This window comes from Prochlorococcus sp. MIT 1306 (assembly GCF_047304515.1).
Lineage (GTDB): Bacteria > Cyanobacteriota > Cyanobacteriia > PCC-6307 > Cyanobiaceae > Prochlorococcus > Prochlorococcus marinus_D.
Genome location: NZ_CP138959.1, coordinates 987060 through 1004617, shown reverse-complemented (window position 1 = coordinate 1004617; position 17558 = coordinate 987060). Strand labels below are relative to the sequence as shown.

The 17558-nt window shown below is 44.2% G+C and carries 12 protein-coding genes; 10 read left to right on the top strand and 2 right to left on the bottom strand.

All coding sequences use genetic code 11. From position 1 onward, the window contains the following. Positions 1 to 44 precede the first annotated feature (44 nt). Both SIB74_RS05145 and metH read left to right on the top strand, forming a co-directional pair. Positions 45 to 965: a branched-chain amino acid transaminase gene (locus tag SIB74_RS05145; protein ID WP_063395897.1), complete on the top strand. Its 921-nt coding sequence runs from the start codon at positions 45 to 47 to the stop codon at positions 963 to 965. A 57-nt stretch (positions 966 to 1022) separates the two neighbouring features. After that, positions 1023 to 4667, top strand: a complete 3645-nt coding sequence (gene metH, locus SIB74_RS05140) for a methionine synthase (protein WP_063395898.1) — start codon at positions 1023 to 1025, stop codon at positions 4665 to 4667. A 95-nt stretch (positions 4668 to 4762) separates the two neighbouring features. On the opposite strand, the gene SIB74_RS05135 is transcribed toward metH, so the two are convergent. Then, entirely contained in the window at positions 4763 to 4993 is a 231-nt protein-coding gene (locus tag SIB74_RS05135) for a hypothetical protein (protein WP_413681793.1), read from the bottom strand. Positions 4994 to 6247: 1254 nt separating this feature from the next. Here SIB74_RS05135 and SIB74_RS05130 point away from each other — a divergent pair. The 6 genes from SIB74_RS05130 (at position 6248) to rlmD (ending at position 14528) form a co-directional block, all read left to right on the top strand. Next, complete coding sequence (locus SIB74_RS05130) at positions 6248 to 7207, top strand: SpoIID/LytB domain-containing protein (RefSeq protein WP_231906069.1); 960 nt, start codon at positions 6248 to 6250, stop codon at positions 7205 to 7207. Next, positions 7197 to 8042: an ATP adenylyltransferase gene (locus SIB74_RS05125; protein WP_063395900.1), complete on the top strand. Its 846-nt coding sequence runs from the start codon at positions 7197 to 7199 to the stop codon at positions 8040 to 8042. Before SIB74_RS05130 ends, SIB74_RS05125 begins: the two co-directional genes overlap by 11 nt. A gap of 88 nt (positions 8043 to 8130) precedes the next feature. Further along, positions 8131 to 8844 (top strand): sigma-70 family RNA polymerase sigma factor, encoded by a 714-nt coding sequence (locus SIB74_RS05120; RefSeq protein WP_063395901.1) that lies wholly within the window; start codon positions 8131 to 8133, stop codon positions 8842 to 8844. A 382-nt stretch (positions 8845 to 9226) separates the two neighbouring features. Continuing rightward, positions 9227 to 10795: a DUF3370 domain-containing protein gene (locus SIB74_RS05115; RefSeq protein WP_231906070.1), complete on the top strand. Its 1569-nt coding sequence runs from the start codon at positions 9227 to 9229 to the stop codon at positions 10793 to 10795. A 25-nt stretch (positions 10796 to 10820) separates the two neighbouring features. Continuing rightward, entirely contained in the window at positions 10821 to 11888 is a 1068-nt protein-coding gene (locus SIB74_RS05110) for a J domain-containing protein (protein ID WP_063395903.1), read from the top strand. Between the two features lie 1242 nt (positions 11889 to 13130). After that, the gene (gene rlmD, locus SIB74_RS05105; protein ID WP_063395904.1) at positions 13131 to 14528 is read left to right on the top strand and encodes a 23S rRNA (uracil(1939)-C(5))-methyltransferase RlmD; all 1398 of its coding nucleotides are present in this window, start codon (positions 13131 to 13133) and stop codon (positions 14526 to 14528) included. Here the strand turns inward: rlmD and pheT are convergent. Then, entirely contained in the window at positions 14518 to 16965 is a 2448-nt protein-coding gene (gene pheT, locus SIB74_RS05100; protein ID WP_063395905.1) for a phenylalanine--tRNA ligase subunit beta, read from the bottom strand. The genes rlmD and pheT overlap by 11 nt on opposite strands. A 123-nt stretch (positions 16966 to 17088) precedes the next feature. Here pheT and rpmG point away from each other — a divergent pair, with 123 nt between their 5' ends. Next, positions 17089 to 17289, top strand: a complete 201-nt coding sequence (gene rpmG / locus SIB74_RS05095; protein ID WP_011826119.1) for a 50S ribosomal protein L33 — start codon at positions 17089 to 17091, stop codon at positions 17287 to 17289. A gap of 38 nt (positions 17290 to 17327) precedes the next feature. Then, entirely contained in the window at positions 17328 to 17549 is a 222-nt protein-coding gene (gene rpsR, locus SIB74_RS05090) for a 30S ribosomal protein S18 (RefSeq protein ID WP_011130118.1), read from the top strand. Positions 17550 to 17558 lie beyond the last annotated feature (9 nt).

Sequence of the window (17558 nt, the reverse complement as noted above, 5' to 3'; positions counted from 1 at the left end):
ACGAGGTAATGAGAAGATTTGGCCATTAGGGCCCTATCCAAGTAATGCATCAGTTCCTGCCTTATGCCTGGTTCCAGGGAGCTTGTGTTCCATTCGAAGAGGCCAAGATTTCTGTCGCCACACATGCTTTGCACTACGGCACAGGCGCTTTCGGAGGCATGCGTGCCATACCTGATCCCCAAAACAGCAACACCATGTTGCTCTTTAGGGCAGACCGTCATGCCAAAAGACTCAGTCAAAGTGCTCGATTGTTGCTGACGGAACTCAGCGAGACAAGAATTCTGTCAGCGCTTGAGGCAATGTTGCAGGCGAATCGACCAACCACTCCCATTTACCTGCGACCATTCGTCTACACCAGTGATCTAGGCATTGCCCCTCGACTCCACAATATTGAAACTGACTTCCTTATCTATGGTCTCGAACTTGGAGACTACCTCTCTCCAGAAGGCGTGAGCTGCCGGATCAGTAGTTTTACGCGCCAAGAGGATCGCTCACTGCCGCTACGAGGCAAAATCAGTGGTGCTTACATCACAAGCTCTCTCGCAAAAACGGAAGCGGTCTTAAGTGGATTCGATGAAGCATTGTTGCTCAATAGCAGAGGCAAGATTAGTGAAGCAAGTGGCATGAACCTATTCCTGGTCAGGGATGGTCAGTTGATTACCCCCGGGGTTGATCAAGACATTTTGGAAGGGATCACGCGATCAAGTGTCCTTGAACTGGCACGTGTGATGGGCTTATCTGTGATCGAACGCCCTGTGGACAAAACGGAACTATTTATTGCTGATGAGGTGTTCCTTACGGGAACAGCTGCAAAAATCACGCCAATACGTCAGCTTGAATCAACCATGTTGGCTACAGAACGACCGATTATGAATGCTCTTCGAGACCGTCTATTGGAGATAACTCAAGGACGTGATAAGGATTATGAGCACTGGATAACACGTATTTGTATGACTAAAGACTGATTCTTGAGAAGACCAACCGGTCTATCAGTAAGGGGCTATCTAGGATCGCTTCAAAGCATGAGAGACAGGATGACAGCAGGCCCATTGGATATCACCAGACCAGAATCAGCTTTTTTGGCTCGCCTCCACTCGTCAGAACGTCCTGTTCTTGTTTTTGATGGTGCCACGGGTACATCCCTGCAAAAACAGGATCTCAGTGCTGATGATTTTGGTGGTGCATTACTAGAAGGCTGTAATGAGAATCTTGTCATTACTCGACCAGATGCAGTGAGGGAGGTCCATCGCCAATTTCTTGAATCAGGTTGCGATGTCATTGAGACGAATTCCTTTGGTGCAGCTTCCATTGTTCTTGCGGAATACGGATTAGAAGACCAGGCTTTTGAACTAAATAGACAAGCTGCACAGTTAGCAAAATCAATGGCAGCTCAATACAGCACAAAAGATCAACCTCGTTTTGTCGCAGGATCCATCGGACCAACAACAAAGTTGCCCACACTTGGACATATCGCATTTGACACGATGCGTGACTCCTTCCAAGAACAAGCAGAAGGACTATTAGCAGGTGATGTTGACCTTTTCATTGTTGAGACTTGTCAGGACGTCTTACAAATCAAGGCAGCGTTGCAAGGAATCGAATCTGCATTCTTAAAAGCTGGTGAACGTCGCCCTATCATGGTTTCAGTGACAATGGAAACCACAGGAACGATGCTTTTGGGTTCAGACATCGCTTCTGTTGTGACAATTTTAGAACCATTCCCTATTGATATTCTTGGTCTTAATTGTGCAACTGGTCCCGAACAAATGAAGGAACATATACGTTATCTGTCAGAACATTCACCTTTTACAATTAGTTGCATTCCAAATGCAGGGTTGCCGGAAAATATTGGCGGAGTTGCTCATTACAGATTAAAGCCACTGGAACTAAAAATGCAACTCATGCATTTTGTAGAGGATCTTGGTGTTCAAGTCATAGGGGGTTGCTGCGGTACGACTCCAGAACACACTTCTGCTTTGGCAGAACTTGCAAAAGAGATGCGTGCTGCTGAAAGACCATGTCGACAAGGTAAAAACGAACACCAACGTCAGCTCTTTGGTTATGAACCATCAGCTGCTTCAATTTATGGAATTACTCCCTATCACCAAGACAATTCGTTCTTGATCATTGGCGAACGTTTAAATGCAAGTGGTTCAAAGAAAGTTAGAGAGCTATTGAATAGTGAAGACTGGGATGGTCTTGTTGGTCTTGCACGAGGGCAGCTTAAAGAGAATGCCCATGTTCTTGATGTTAATGTCGACTACGTTGGGCGTGATGGTGAGAAAGATATGAATCAACTTGTTAGCCGTCTTGTCACTAACATCAATCTTCCATTGATGCTCGATTCAACAGAATGGCAGAAAATGGAGGCAGGGCTGAAGGTTTCAGGTGGTAAATGTATACTTAATTCCACAAACTACGAGGATGGAGAGGAACGTTTCTTCAAGGTTTTAGATCTGGCCAAAAAATATGGTGCTGGATTAGTCATTGGCACCATCGATGAGAATGGTATGGCAAGAACAGCGATGCAGAAGGTCGCGATTGCAAAACGGGCTTATCTTGATGCAACTAAATATGGCATACCTGCTCATGAAATATTCTATGATCCACTGGCTCTGCCAATTTCAACTGGTATCGAAGAGGATAGACGAAATGGCATTGAGACAATAGAAGCAATACGAATTATTCGTGAAGAGCTAGAGGGTGTACATGTTGTTCTCGGTGTCTCTAATGTAAGCTTCGGATTATCTCCAGCTGCCAGGATTACTCTCAACTCGGTATTTCTTCATGACTGTACTGATGCTGGAATGGATGCAGCTATAGTTTCACCAGCAAAAATTTTACCTCTCAACAAAGTAAGTGATGAACAACAAAGGATATGTCGTGATTTAATAAATGACCAAAGACGCTTTGAAAACGACATCTGTATCTACGATCCATTAACAAAACTAACGAGTCTATTTGAGGGGGTTAGTGCCAAGGAAGCACGCGCTTCAGGCCCTTCATTGGCTGATTTGCCTGTTGAAGATCGACTCAAACAGCACATTATTGATGGAGAGAGAATTGGATTGAATGAAGCCCTCGATGAAGGTTTGGAATCTTACAAGCCTCTACAACTTGTCAATACATTTCTGCTTGATGGAATGAAGGTTGTTGGAGAGCTTTTCGGTTCAGGAAAAATGCAACTCCCCTTTGTTCTTCAATCAGCTCAAACGATGAAGGCAGCCGTTGCTTACCTTGAACCGTATATGGAGAAATCAGAAGGAGACAACGCATCGAAAGCAAAATTCCTAATTGCTACAGTAAAAGGCGATGTACATGATATTGGCAAAAATCTAGTAGATATTATTTTAACAAATAATGGTTATGAAGTGATTAACTTAGGGATTAAACAGGACGCGGCTTCAATTATAAATGCTCAAAAGACACATCAGGCAGATTGTATTGCGATGAGTGGACTATTAGTAAAGTCAACAGCATTCATGAAGAATAATCTTCAGGAATTTAATGATTCTGGTATTTCCGTTCCAGTGATATTAGGTGGTGCTGCTCTGACCCCTAGATTTGTAAACCACGATTGCAGTGAAGTCTATAAAGGGAAGCTTATTTATGGCAAGGATGCATTTACAGATTTAAGGTTTATGGATGCCTATGTAAAGGCTCTTTCTAATGATCGTTGGGATGATTGTAGAGGTTTTCTTGACGGCACTCCTGATGGCTTGACTCTAGGAGGTCAATCTACTGAATCTGATTCTCCTCCATCTAATAAAGACGAACAGCCTCAAGAGGAAAACGAAAAGAACATCCAACATATTAATTTACCAGTTAATACTAATCGTTCTGAAAAAGTTACCCAAGAAGACGCAGTAACTCCTCCATTCCTTGGTTCAAAACATCTGAAATTAGATAAAATTCCACTTGATGAGATCATTCAATATCTAGACCGAAACGCTTTATTTTCAGGACAATGGCAAATACGTAAGAGAAAGGATCAATCTCGTGAGCAATATGATCAGTATATCAATGATGAAATAGAACCAATATTGCAGCATTGGCTCCAAAGAATTCGTAACGAGTCACTTTTACACCCTGGAGTCGCATATGGGTATTTCCCATGTGGTCGGAAAGATAATGATCTTTTAGTCTTCAATAACGAAGGCAACAGTCTACTAGGCCAGTTTAATCTTCCACGACAAAAAAGTGGCAATAGATATTGTATTGCAGATTTCTATAGAGACCTGGAAGGGGGATCGCCTAAGGATATTTTACCTATGCAAGCAGTAACAATGGGCGAGAAAGCGAGTATTTTTGCGCAGAAGTTATTTGAATCAGATGAATATACAGACTATCTCTTTTTTCATGGACTTTCAGTTCAACTGGCTGAAGCTCTCGCAGAATGGACGCATTCTCGAATACGTTGTGAGTGTGGTTTTAATTCAGACGAGCCTAAAACTTTGCAAGATGTTCTTGCACAGCGGTACAGAGGTAGTCGGTTTTCATTCGGCTATCCTGCCTGCCCAAACGTTGGCGATTCTCGCCAACAATTGAAGTGGTTAAAAGCCGACTCAATCGGATTGACAATGGATCCAAATGATCAGCTACATCCAGAGCAGAGCACAACCGCTCTGGTGACTCTTCACAGTAAGGCTAGATATTTCAGTGCCTAAAATTCAAGTTTTTATTCAGCGACTTGTAAATTGAATCTTGCTGTTCATTTTCAGGACAAACTCATGTCCCATGAAAAGAGAGCCTTTTATCTGATCTAATCCTGGCAAAGCGCCTCCATTGTATCGATCACTTCCTGTTGAAAATCGTCTAGAGAACCTGCGTCGCTGAGGTCCAGTCCTTCTCCCGCAGCGTTTTGGGTCAGTTCATGGAAGTGAAAAGCACCCTCCCCATTAGCGAGGAACTCGATAGCCGACGATTCACCGCTTTCGCGAAAGGCATCGCAAAGAGCAAGGAAGGCGGCGTCTTCTGTGAACTCCCAATCCATTGAGGAGGCATATCTGATTGACCTTTAACGCCTGCCCCCCGTCATCCGTCAACCATCTCGAAGAAAAATGTGCCAGTACTTCGGCAGACTCCTATGCTCAAAAAGAGGAGCGATAGCTCAATGAAGTCAGTGATAGCAATTGATTACGACGAGAGAGAAGTCTTTCTGACTGTGATTGCCAAAGAATATTTGGTGAAGCTTGGTCACATCGGATCCAGACGCATTTTGGCTTTTGTTGCTTGAGCTGCGCTTGCGACATCAATGCAACACCTCATGGCCATTAAGCAAGAGTGGCCGTGGGAGCCTCTAGGGAGGCTATTCGAGGGGTGGTCCGGCAAATTCCCCACAGAGGGCCTATTGAAACGCTTGTGAAGGCGTTAGCGGCGCATCGATGACCATTGGCGGCATCCTTGATAGCCATGGTTCTGATCTTGTACTGAATGCATGGGTTAAACACGTATAACTAATCCGGAAAAAATTCTGTAAAGAACCAATTTGGATCTGGTTTATCTGGCTTATGTATTCGGCTTGGGCTTTAGATCGAGTTAAAAGCTTTGACTAAGGCCTCCACCAAGCTTTCATAAATAAAATGACTTCCAAGACAAGCGCTGCATAAGGAAAGTATTTCTTTGCAAGGATATGCAATAAAGTTACCAACAATAGTAAAAACTACTAACAATAGCTTACCTTATAAATTACACTAAATATAATCAGGTCGACGACAGGCATAGACTTCCCTTCGTGACAAGTACTAAAATATTGCTTATTTATAAATTTTAGAAATAGGTATTGGCCCGTAATCACAAGTCCTTATATTACAGCTATTCTTTATTTGGCCTTGAAGAAGGCGACACTAGATATTCGCTGAAGCTGTCAAACTTCCGAGCTATGGTAAATATTTAATGGATCTTGTAAAGCATTTACTTTACAAGATCCATTTTCGAAAAGATACATTCTTATCTTAATCTGAAACAATCTCTAACATATCTATAGCATGGAATGTGTCGAAAAGAGAAAGAGTTGGTAGACAGTTAAATTAGAATATCATTGTAATCGAGCACTTTTCTCTAATCCTAAAGCTTATGGAACTTTTGAGTCAATTGTCAGACTTTGTCCATAGCTTTATTTGCAGTTCCATTAATCAAACTCTCAAAAAGATTGACAGTGGGGCTTTCAACTGTAAAATTATCTTATAAATTTATTTAGTATGCACGAATCAGGGGAAACCTCTAAGGTTTTAATTTAAAACTTTCTGTGAAACTGCAAGCTCATAGTTTTCTGTATTTTTCACAAGCCATACTAGCTTGTGGGCTAATCGTAGCTATCGTTAATATCCTTCTAATCTCAATCAATGGCTTCCATCAAACAAAAGCAAGAAATCAACTTATGCAGCTCCTTCTTGAGGGTGGAAAGCCAATACGAGATGATAAATCAGTTTCAACGAATGCAAAGACCGTTTCGTCGCAACCAACACCGTATTTTGCTTCTCAATCCTCTCAGGATGTCAATTCATTGTCTTTGGAGTTAAGGGTTGGTCTGATTAGTCAAAGTCCACCAATACAAATCAAATTAAAGGATTCAGGTTTTTGTAAATTTCACTCAGGGAGGATGATTAATGAGTATACTCTCAATAACATGTTGAAGATAAATAAGAAGCAGATTGCTGATGTCAAATGTGTTGCCACAGACAGTAGCGGCATCCATGTTAACAATCAGGCTTATAGATCTAAAGTTTATTTAGTTAACCGTGGCAATGGCTGGATTGCAATTAACCAACTCTCGCTTGAGGATTATGTCGCTTCTGTTGTTGGTGCTGAAATGCCCAGTCTTTGGAATATCGAGGCACTTAAAGCCCAGGCTGTTGCTGCACGTTCTTATGCGCTTGCCCATATCGCAAGACCTGCGAACAAGGATTTCCATCTGGGTGACACCACACGTTGGCAGGCATATCGAGGGATTTCAAGCCAAACATCACGCTCTACGCAAGCAACTCAAGCCACCAAGGGAATTGTTCTTCGTTACAAGGGAGGAATTGTTGAAAGCCTTTATGCGTCAACGGCAGATATCAGTTTGCAAGCTCATGGCCACCTAGGAGCGAGCATGAGCCAGCATGGGGCCCAGCAATTGGCACGTCGTGGTTTGAAGTTCAATGAAATTCTTGCTAGGTATTACACAGGTGCTTCCTTAGTCAAACTACAGAGCCGTGGCAATTGAGCATTACTGGGATCAGGCGCTTGTACGCAGCACTGCAGCACAATTAAATGGTGCTCTGGTACCTCTCAGCACCGAGCTCAGCAAAATTCCTGCACGACAAGGAGAACCCTTTGAACTGCGCAAGCTAAAAGGACCACCGCCATCTCATCTCGTAGCCAGAGGTCCCAAACCCAACCCGTTTTTGCCTTGGGACCCAAGGTTGGAGGTTAGTCAAATTGGCATGAGACATGTGCTAATTCTCAACAAATATCCTGTGCAAAAGGGTCACATGTTGTTGATCACACGTGAATGGGCTCCTCAGCATGGTTGGCTTAGTTGTCATGACTGGGAGGCACTACTAAGTGTTGATCAGGATACCAAGGGGCTTTGGTTTTTTAATAGTTCTCCAGCGGCTGGAGCTAGCCAACCTCACAGACACTTGCAATTTCTAAGACGAAGCGATGATGATCGCAGTTGTCCTCGACAGGAGTGGTTTCAATCATTATTGAAGGCATCACCCAAGAAAAGCTGTCCACTCACTCAATGCTGCGCTGCAACAGCTAGAGCACAGAATTATGAATCTGAAATTCATTATCAAGCTTATCTAACGCTTTGCGAGCAGATTGGACTTGGTAATCCGAAAGAGAATCAACATCCAAGACAACCATACAATTTGCTGCTCACTAAGGAATGGATCGCACTGATTCTTCGAAGTCGAGATGGAATCGCAGGCTTCAGCATTAATGCTCTTGGATTTGCCGGTTACCTTCTATCCACAGAAACATCTGATCTGGCCTGGCTTAATCGTCATGGGCCTGAGGCCTTGCTGGAAGGCGTGGTCAAAACGATTCCGTGATTTTACGGTTGTGCTGCAGGGCAATTACATGGATCGCTAGAGGTACAGGCGATCTCTAAACGACCGCTTTTTACTTCCGATTCAAATCATGAATGAAAAAATCAAACGTCGAAATAAGCAGATCGAAGAACATCTGCAACTCGTTAGGCCAATAGCGCTTCACTACGCTTTTCGAACTGGACAGGACAAAGAGGACCTCACTCAGGTCGGGATGTTGGGCCTTATCCGAGCAGCACAATTTTTTCAAAGTAGCAAGTCAGTACCATTTGCTGCCTTTGCAAAACCGCATATACGCGGTGCAATCCTTCACTACCTCAGGGACAGCCTGGGGCCAGTCAAAATACCTAGGCGAGTAGAGGAGCGAGCTCAGACACTTCTCAGAGATTCAACCTTGATGGACAGTGCCAGTTTTTTTGAAAAGCTCAGTGCTGTCGATAGGACAGCCATAGTGAGCTACAAGCAGAAAGGACGCTGGTACCCACTCGATCATCAGTTCATAACAGCTGGTAAAGATCAGTGGAGTGAACTGGCCGACAAGGAACGCAATCGAATGCTTATGAATGCTCTAGAGAAGCTCGATTGCCAAGAGTATGCGGTGGTTGATCACGTAGTCCTCAGAGGAGAAAGCCTTCGCAGTACAGCCAGTTACCTGGGGATCAGCTGTATGACCGTACAAAGACGTGTAAAGCGAGCCCTTCGGCGACTCGCTGTTGATTGCGCTGAGTTGGCTCCTGACGCTGTTTGCCCTCTCAGGAAGCAGGCTTTTGATCCCTCTGGATCTGTTGCTCCAAGGTCTCTATAGCGGCTTTCACTGCAGACAGCCGACGCTCTAGACCATCACGCAGGAAAAGAAGCATTTCAAGCTTCCTATTCTGATAGTGACGTCGACGGTCTGCCGAGTCAACATTTGAGGGGAGACAAAAGGGAGAGAACATGCCGTTCCAACAGGTGGGTGAATCTTCGCGAAATTCTGCCAAGAGTGCGTATTTTGTCTTTCTTGGCGGTATTGGCTGGTCTGACTAGGTTTGAATTGCCCGAGTTGCTCTAGGCGCTCGCTCCTCAACGTAACAAATCCATCGGTTTCAAAGGTGACACTAAAGATCTCATTACTAGTCTCATTAAGTCTCTCAACTCTTGCCTGTGAGATTGCTCTCGCAAAACCTTCCTGGTCGTCCGTGCCCTTAATGGCTGGACAGTCAGCACGTCCTCTCAATGGAAGCTTTAATAAAGTTCCCGTTCTCCACTCCAACCAGCCTGAGACAGTTGTTGGCTCAGGGATACTCGTTAATACAGCTCCAGGTTCAGCAGTAGTCGTCCGTACAGGTCAACAAATAAGAAATGCAAAATTTACCTTTGACGGTAAGTTCGGGATTCATATTCATCATAAGTATTATCCTCGCGACATCCGTAAACTTGGCAACATCCGACAACGTGGATTGCTTACTATTGCAGCAATAGCAAACAATCCAACAGATTCATCAATCGAACTTAAATTTGATCGAGGTTCAGTTAAAAACAGTTTTGAGGCTCCTTACCATTCGAATAAACTTATGGGTGTAAAGCCCCTGGGTCCTCGTCCATGGAATACAGGTCCGGGGGATGCAACAGCTGTACAGATGCTGAGAGGTAAATTGGACAGAAAATTAGTAGATAATATTGTCATTCCACCTCACACTCAAAAACTTGTATTCACAACACAAATACCTGCAAGAGGTATTGCCAACGGACTGCTTAGTGGGACTAGCAACGGACCTTTTCAATTAGCGGTGGTTGCTGCAGAGGGGCCAACATCAGAAAAGAATCTGATAGATATTCTTAATTCCGGGCGATTGGCGCCCGGACGTACTTATCTTAATAGAATTAGTGAAATTGAAACGGGCAAGGTTTTTTCGCGTGTAGCAGGAGTAGCAATTGGTGATCACTATACCGCTAAACTAAATCATGACCTTAAGAATGGTGCTCTTCATGTACCTCTTACCAGTACTCGTAAACATCATTTTGGGACCAGAGAGATCCAGGTCAACCCTCTGGGAACTCGTATGATTGATTCTGCCGTAAATAATGTAGGAACTTACGGTGTACGTTTTGATATCACCCTTAATCTAAAGGGCTCAGGCGCTCATCAATTAGTTTTAAGCCACCCTGCAGCAACAGGCAAAAAGAAACCATTCACAGCATTTCGTGGTTCAATCGGAATCGAAACTGAGAATAAATATAAAGAAGTTCATGTAGGACTACGCTCAGGGCAAAGTCTTCCTATATCAGACCTAGAACTGACAACAAAAAAGGATAATCCTGTTACTATTAGTTTAGTCTATCCTGCAGATAGTACACCTGGACACCTACTTAGTGTTGTTCCAGTTGCACAGTATAATAAGGTTATGCAAAAGCAAGAAAAAGTAAGCCAAGCCAAGCTACCAGTGACAGTAAGTAAGAATTACCATGCCAAACCATTAACTCCTAAGCCTATAGTGAAAGCGAAAACCGTTGAAACGAGTAGGAATTCGAAGAAACAAAGACATCATGATACTTACAAATCGAGCACAAACAAAAAGCAACTATTAGCGAATGAATCCAATAACCACAATTCTCCGGTCAGCAAGCCACCAATACTCATTTCCAGTCCTAGTAGAAATAATGCTATGCCATTAGCAATTATCAATACGCAAAGAGTCAATTCGAGCCTTGGAAAACACTACACCGAAGCCATAAAGGCACAACAGCAATGGTTGCATCAATTGCAAAACCAATAGGCTACCTACAGTTGTTCGGGTTCAAGTGAAAGCGTCCGAAGACAATTCGAGGCGACGGATTACCGTTGAACTACCAAATCATCTAATCGCAAGACTTGATGAACTTAAAAGGGAATGGGGGTTAAGAGCACGAGGGGATCTTTTAGCACGTTTACTTGAAGAACTGTTTACCCCTCAAGAGAATGATCGAGATGATCAAGAGGCTGGAGATTTATTTGAAATAAATGAACAAAATCCACTCGAAATCGATGATAGTGGATCATTGTCTAGATCTTTACCGCCCGAATACAATGAGACAAAAGCACTGGTATTGATAGGGCAGGGATCGAATGCTAGAGGTGAACCTGGCTTAAAGCCAGAGGAAGACAAAATAAAGAGTAGTCATGAAGTTAAGACAACACATTCAGTTGGGATAGATTTGCCAGGCTTTGTGCGTAAACAAACGGATAATCTTCGAGAAAGTCTTGGCAACAACAAACCAGGCAACAATTCGAGGGACTTGCCCTTAGTTACAACAGTTGCTGAGACTGATGTGATTCAAAGTCTTAATGCCGCAAATCGACACTGGATTTCACTTTATGGCAATCCACCAGGGGAGACAGTCGTTGAAGCTGCAATGATCTGGTTGGCGAGGGACATATGGCTTCATGTCGATGGCACTGATGGACGGCCGTTCACATGGAGTGCCGCAAATCGACTGATGACGGAACTCTGTTCAAGTTGGCAGGTGAAACCGGCGACCTTTGAGCTTGTGATGGTGGTTGCTGGAATTTTGGAAGATCCGTTTGCCTGCAAGAGCCTTTCAGAGAGAATGCCCACACTGATCCGCAGATTTGTCAATCGCTTTAAACGGAGTCGTCAGGTCACCTCTTTCCAAACACTTGAATCAACAATGACACTACATGGAGCACTCAAACTTCTCAAACTGCCATCTCTTGCAGGTGCACCAATGACACTTTCTACCATTCGAGAGGCCTACAAATTACAGGCCATAACCATCCACCCGGACGCAGGAGGTTCAACAGAGGCAATGAGAAGGCTTAATGAAGCATATCAATTGCTTAAAGAGCTCTACCGCGAGAAACCAGATTAGTCTCGATAGTCTAATTAGTGGCTCAAGATTAGTCTATTAGTGAGAACCAATTGATACTTAGTAGGTTGGCATGGAGAATCTTTTGGCTGCGTTCGGCTTACTTCAAACAACAAATGCAATAACTGGGCAGAAATGTCTCTATAGGAGAAAAGCTCAAACTGCCAAGGAGTTGCGGCTAAGTCATCAGAGAGTTACTCTCGTTACTATATTATGAGACTAACTAAGAGACTATGAATAAGATTCAGGCGAGATCAAATAGAGTGTGGAAAGGCTATTGCTGTTGTTATCAGTAAAAGAATTAATATCCTCAGATTCAATATTCGCTAATACCTCGAACGGTAACGCGAATTTATTGAAAAACCCGTTTACTTGTGCTCAAGCTGCACTTCCTCATCGGTCCATGCTGCGTCCAATGGCTGTTGTACCCATCATAAAAGCTGTCTAGCACTAACTTTATAATCCTGCGTAACTGCATTTTACACAGGTACGCAGCATTTGCTAATACCACTCCAGCTCATGGGGGGGGGGTATGTGGGAACAAGGAAGCTAAACATACAACGATCGGGCAATAGGAGGGTCTATTCCACGGCGTCCTGGCTACCACTAATCATATAAGTCTAGACATAGGACCAATGATGTGTCATAAATTATATTCGTGAGATACGAGTTCGACTTACCTATCTTTCTATAGACCAGGAGTGAGACTGATTTCAAGTCTCGTATAAGACTGCTGAGGCAAAGGTCTTAGCGGGAATAATCAGGTCGATTCAACGCGTCATCAAGCATGCATGAGCTATTCAGTGGGTTGCCATACCCGATCCAGAATATTTTTCGATCCTAAATTCTCAAGCAAGTGGCGATATGCGCAGAAAGCAAAATCTCAATTGAGATCGTGACAGTGCTTATAAAATCCACTATTTCGATGCCATAAGCCTGGCTGACAACAACTCTTCGTTGTGAAGTGACAGTTTTTCGATGCCGATTATCGAGAATAAGACTTGAGAGTGCGCTCCTGAATAATCCACCTTCGTTTCGATTGAATTTAATTATTTATGCTCAGACTCATGAACATGGAGCTCACTCTAAGCAATCTATAATAAAATGGCATCCGAACACTTGAAAGGCTCCTGGATCTGACTAAGATTATGTTTCCCAAAGCTACACCACATATCTGGATATTTATAACTTATTTATAGACAGTGTTGACTTTATTGTTATGCCTAATCAATAGGAAGGCTTGGTATGACTAGCTCTACAAACTCAAGTTTGACATCAACACCAGCCCCAGGTGATAGGGTTGAGATCACATGCGTAGATTTAGATCGTCATGGCAATGGACTAGCGCGATGGAACAATTGGGTTGTGATAGTCAATGACCTTCTACCTGGTGAACGTGCACAAATAGAGTTTGTAAGACGCCATCGAAACCAGTTGTTAGCCCGCAAAGTTCAATCACTTGAGACAGTTTCAAGTCGCAGACACCCACCATGCAAAATCGCAAAAGAATGTGGAGGTTGCTCAATACAGCACCTTAATGATCATGGACAGAGCTTATTAAAGCAAAGTCATCTACGGGAAATACTTCTACGTTTAGGTCAATTGGATCATAAAATAGAACCAATCATGACTGATTATACTAGAGCTCTCGGATATCGTAATAGAGCCTTAATTCCCCTCTATCGCAATAGAGAAGGACAGTTACTTATGGGTTATTACCGACGCGGCAGTCACCAAATTATTGATCTCGATCGATGTCCGGTACTGGACCGAGGCATCGATCAATATCTGGCTTGGATCAAAGATGATCTTCAACAGCAGAATTGGCCGGCAGATTCAGACCTATCTTCTGGGGAAGGACTCCGTCATCTAGGCATTCGTATTGGCCAAAAAACAAGACAAGTGTTGATCACACTGGTAAGTAGTACCACTGAACTCTACGGCCTACATCAACAAGCTAACGAATGGTATAGGCGTTGGCCGGAAGTAAAAGGAATAACTTTAAATATCCAACGACAGAAAAACAATCTTATTCTTGGTCAAGAAACTATATTGCTTGCTGGTGATCTTTATATTGAGGAGCATTTTTATAATCTCTCCTTATTGCTTTCTACTACAACATTTTTTCAAGTAAACACTATGCAGGCAGAACGTATAGTCTTTAAATTACTGGAATGGCTATTCACTACTTTACCTGAAATCAATATAATTGACGCATATTGTGGAATTGGCACAATTTCTCTCCCCATCGCAGCAGCTGGATATAACGTAATAGGTCTTGAACTTCATGCAGAAGCTATTGCTCAAGCAAAGAAAAATGCCTTGCGGAATAATCTGGATAATGTTTCGTTTTTGTGCGGTGATGTTTCCTTGTTACTGGCCAAAATACTTCAACATCATGATGTGTTAGTGCTGGATCCACCGCGTAAAGGTTTAGATCAAATGGTGATTAAAACAATCCTTTCAGTTCGACCAGAGAGAGTGGCATATCTTAGTTGTGACCCTGCCACATTGGCTCGTGACCTCAAGCAATTGATAGTACCAAATGGACCCTATCAGATTGATCAATTACAACCAATTGATTTCTTCCCTCAAACAATGCATATCGAATGTCTGGCACTGTTAATTCGTATTAGCTCCTGAGCTCTGCAGAAAACTGCTTTACAAGTGCTTGACGTACCTTCTCGTGAATCGGGTTGACCCTGTCTTCACTAAGAGTGCTGTCTTTACTCCGATAACGCAACCTGAACGCTTGACTGCAAGAGTCATGATCAAGCTGTCCACCCTCAAAACGATCAATCAGCTCTACATGCTCTAGAAGCGGTTTACCAGCTTTTTTGATGGCTTGGATCAAATCTGAACAACTACATTCCTTTGAAACGATCACAGCTAAATCAAGTTCCATTGCTGGAACTGTCGGGAATGGTCGGAAGATAGGGTTCCATCGATTAGATCGTGTCGAAGCTTGAATGATGCACTGCAAGTCCAACGCGAATAGATAGGTTGCTTCAGGTAGATCAAGACGTTCCGATAGTTCTGGATGAAGCTGCCCAAAATCCCCGAGCAGTTTGCCTTCGACAAATAACTCTGCAGACCGTCCAGGATGAAGTGAAGGATTGTCCTTGATGGGACGGTCGTTAATGTCCAACTTCAACCCTTGAAAGACTTGGGAAAGCTGACCGCGTGCCTGGTGATATGTCATTGACTTGATCTTGCCGCTTGTACTCCATCGTTCAAACCTTCGCTCTGCACAGATCACGCCAGCAAGAACAGCGCGTTGGTTGATGAGCTCGTCAGTGAATGTATAGACATTGCCTATTTCATATAACCAACAACCAGGCTGCGATGACTGGAGGTTACGTTGGCAAATACGTAGATGCTCCTCCCAAAGATTGGTACGCAGGTGGCTGGTCTCAGCCAATAAAGGGTTGCTAATTGCAATTCGTTGTGGTTCATCACTGTCAGCACCCACTAGCGACAAGGTGGTGACTTCCTGCAATCCTGCTCCGCACAACATCTGCCTCAATCGGCGTTCAGCTGTTTGAGCAGTCGTTAGCCCACCAGGTTCAAGCGGATCTGGCAGGTTGGCCTCAAAACGATCAAAGCCAACAAGGCGAGACACCTCTTCGATCAAATCAACCTCTCGCGAGAGATCTCTACGGCGTGATGGTGGAACTATGACCAACCACCCTTCGTTATAAGGAGACAACTCGCATCCGAGAGCAAGCAGCGAAGTCTCGACAATGTCGTCTTCTAGATACCTATTGTCATTCTCATCAGCTATTGGTCCGAGTAAGCGATGGATAGCTTCGCGGCGAAGTTTTACCGGCTCAGCAGTTTTTAGGGGCTCACCATATACCCAACATCCATTTGATTTAATGCCTAGATGTTCCTCCATTAGTGTCACAGCTCGACGCGCTGATGCCAAAGTCATTTCAACAGGCAACCCTTTCTCAAAGCGACTGCTTGCATCGGTCCTCAAGCCAACAGCTCGGCAGGTCGTTCTCACGGCCGTTGGGGTAAACATTGCAGATTCCAGCCATATTCGCCTTGTCTTTGCAGACACGCCGCTTTCAGCACTACCGATAACACCCGCAAGCGCTATAGGAATGTCATGGCAGGTGACGATCTGGCAATTTTCGTTCAGTGCAAGTTGATTTCCATCTAGGCCATTAAAAACTTCATTGTTTCTTGCTTGTCGAAGGCCAAAAGATTCTGCGGAAACTGTTTGACCTGTGATCAATTCGAGAGCATCAATATCAAATGCATGCAATGGCTGGCCTTGCTCCAACATCACCAGATTTGTAATATCAACGACACCATTCACTGATTTCAATCCTGAACGCTCCAAGCGTTGTTTTAACCAGGCAGGAGAAGTTAATCCACCATCTACATTCTCTAAGGCGGTTAAGCCATAAAGACCACCCTTCAGCATGGACACAGAACTGGTGGAATCAGGCCTGAAAGATTTATGGATTGGGGCCATATCAAGTTGCGGAAGCTGCAGGATTGCACCTGTTAAAGCAGCGACTTCCCTTGCGATACCAACCATCGACATTCCATCGGGGCGATTGGCTGTGATTGCCAACTCAAGCACTGTGTCATCGAGTCCGAGCAGAGGAGCTACAGGCTGGCCGAGCTCTGGAACATTTTCAGCGATCTCTTCAAGGATGGCTATTCCATCACCATTTGATTCCAGTCCTAATTCCGATAGAGAGCAGATCATTCCTTGACTTGGCACCCCCCGAAGCTCACTGGCTTTGATCTTGATTCCAACTGCTGGGAGGGTTGCACCAACCATGGCAACAGGTACGTGAATACCAAGCCGAACATTTGGAGCCCCACAGACGATCTGAAGACATTCACCCGACCCAACATCCACCTGACAGACGCTGAGTTTGTCTGCATTGGGGTGGGGTTGATGGTCTTTCACCAACCCAACGACCACGCCATCGGCACGGCTGGCTAAATCATCAATAGCCTCAACCTCAAATCCAGCCATCGACAGGCCTTCGGCGAGGTTCTCGACGGTCTCATTCAGCTGTACTAGATCCTGCAGCCAGGAGAGAGAAACCCGCATGGATCAGCAAGAGGCCGCAAGAGATCTTACGAAGCAAGCGAACGAAGGCGTCAAGTCATGTGAGGCTGCCCTGTAGGATCTTAGTTCTTCACTACGCTTCGCATCTGCGGCGCAACGTCCTTTATGGCCAAAAACAAGGGCGTCCGGATCGTGATCACTCTTGAGTGCAACGAATGCCGGTCCAATCCCGCCATCGACAAGCGGTCTCACGGGGTGTCCCGATACACCACCGAAAAGAACCGCCGAAACACCACCGAACGGCTGGAAATCAAGAAATTCTGCCGTTACTGCAACAAGTCAACAACTCACAAAGAGATCAAATGACTTTGCAGTCACGAAAAGCACACCAGCGTTCTTAAATCATGTCCAGTTCATTTTTTAAAAAGCGGCTGTCGCCAATTAAGCCTGGCGATCCCATCGACTACAAGGATGTTGATCTCCTCAAGAAGTTCATTACTGACCGTGGCAAGATCCTGCCTAGACGCCTTACAGGTCTAACGTCTAAGCAACAACGTGACCTTACTAATGCTGTAAAACGTGCACGTATTATTGCACTTTTGCCATTTGTTAATCCAGAAGGCTGATTGCAACAG

What these genes read in the sequence shown, in the direction of transcription:
- SIB74_RS05135 (WP_413681793.1), bottom strand. Translation starts at nt 4,993, where the DNA reads ATGGATTGGGAGTTCACAGAAGACGCCGCCTTCCTTGCTCTTTGCGAT.
- SIB74_RS05145 (WP_063395897.1), top strand. Translation starts at nt 45, where the DNA reads ATGCATCAGTTCCTGCCTTATGCCTGGTTCCAGGGAGCTTGTGTTCCA.
- SIB74_RS05120 (WP_063395901.1), top strand. Translation starts at nt 8,131, where the DNA reads ATGAATGAAAAAATCAAACGTCGAAATAAGCAGATCGAAGAACATCTG.
- metH (WP_063395898.1), top strand. Translation starts at nt 1,023, where the DNA reads ATGAGAGACAGGATGACAGCAGGCCCATTGGATATCACCAGACCAGAA.
- rpmG (WP_011826119.1), top strand. Translation starts at nt 17,089, where the DNA reads ATGGCCAAAAACAAGGGCGTCCGGATCGTGATCACTCTTGAGTGCAAC.
- rlmD (WP_063395904.1), top strand. Translation starts at nt 13,131, where the DNA reads ATGACTAGCTCTACAAACTCAAGTTTGACATCAACACCAGCCCCAGGT.
- pheT (WP_063395905.1), bottom strand. Translation starts at nt 16,965, where the DNA reads ATGCGGGTTTCTCTCTCCTGGCTGCAGGATCTAGTACAGCTGAATGAG.
- SIB74_RS05115 (WP_231906070.1), top strand. Translation starts at nt 9,227, where the DNA reads ATGGCTGGACAGTCAGCACGTCCTCTCAATGGAAGCTTTAATAAAGTT.
- rpsR (WP_011130118.1), top strand. Translation starts at nt 17,328, where the DNA reads ATGTCCAGTTCATTTTTTAAAAAGCGGCTGTCGCCAATTAAGCCTGGC.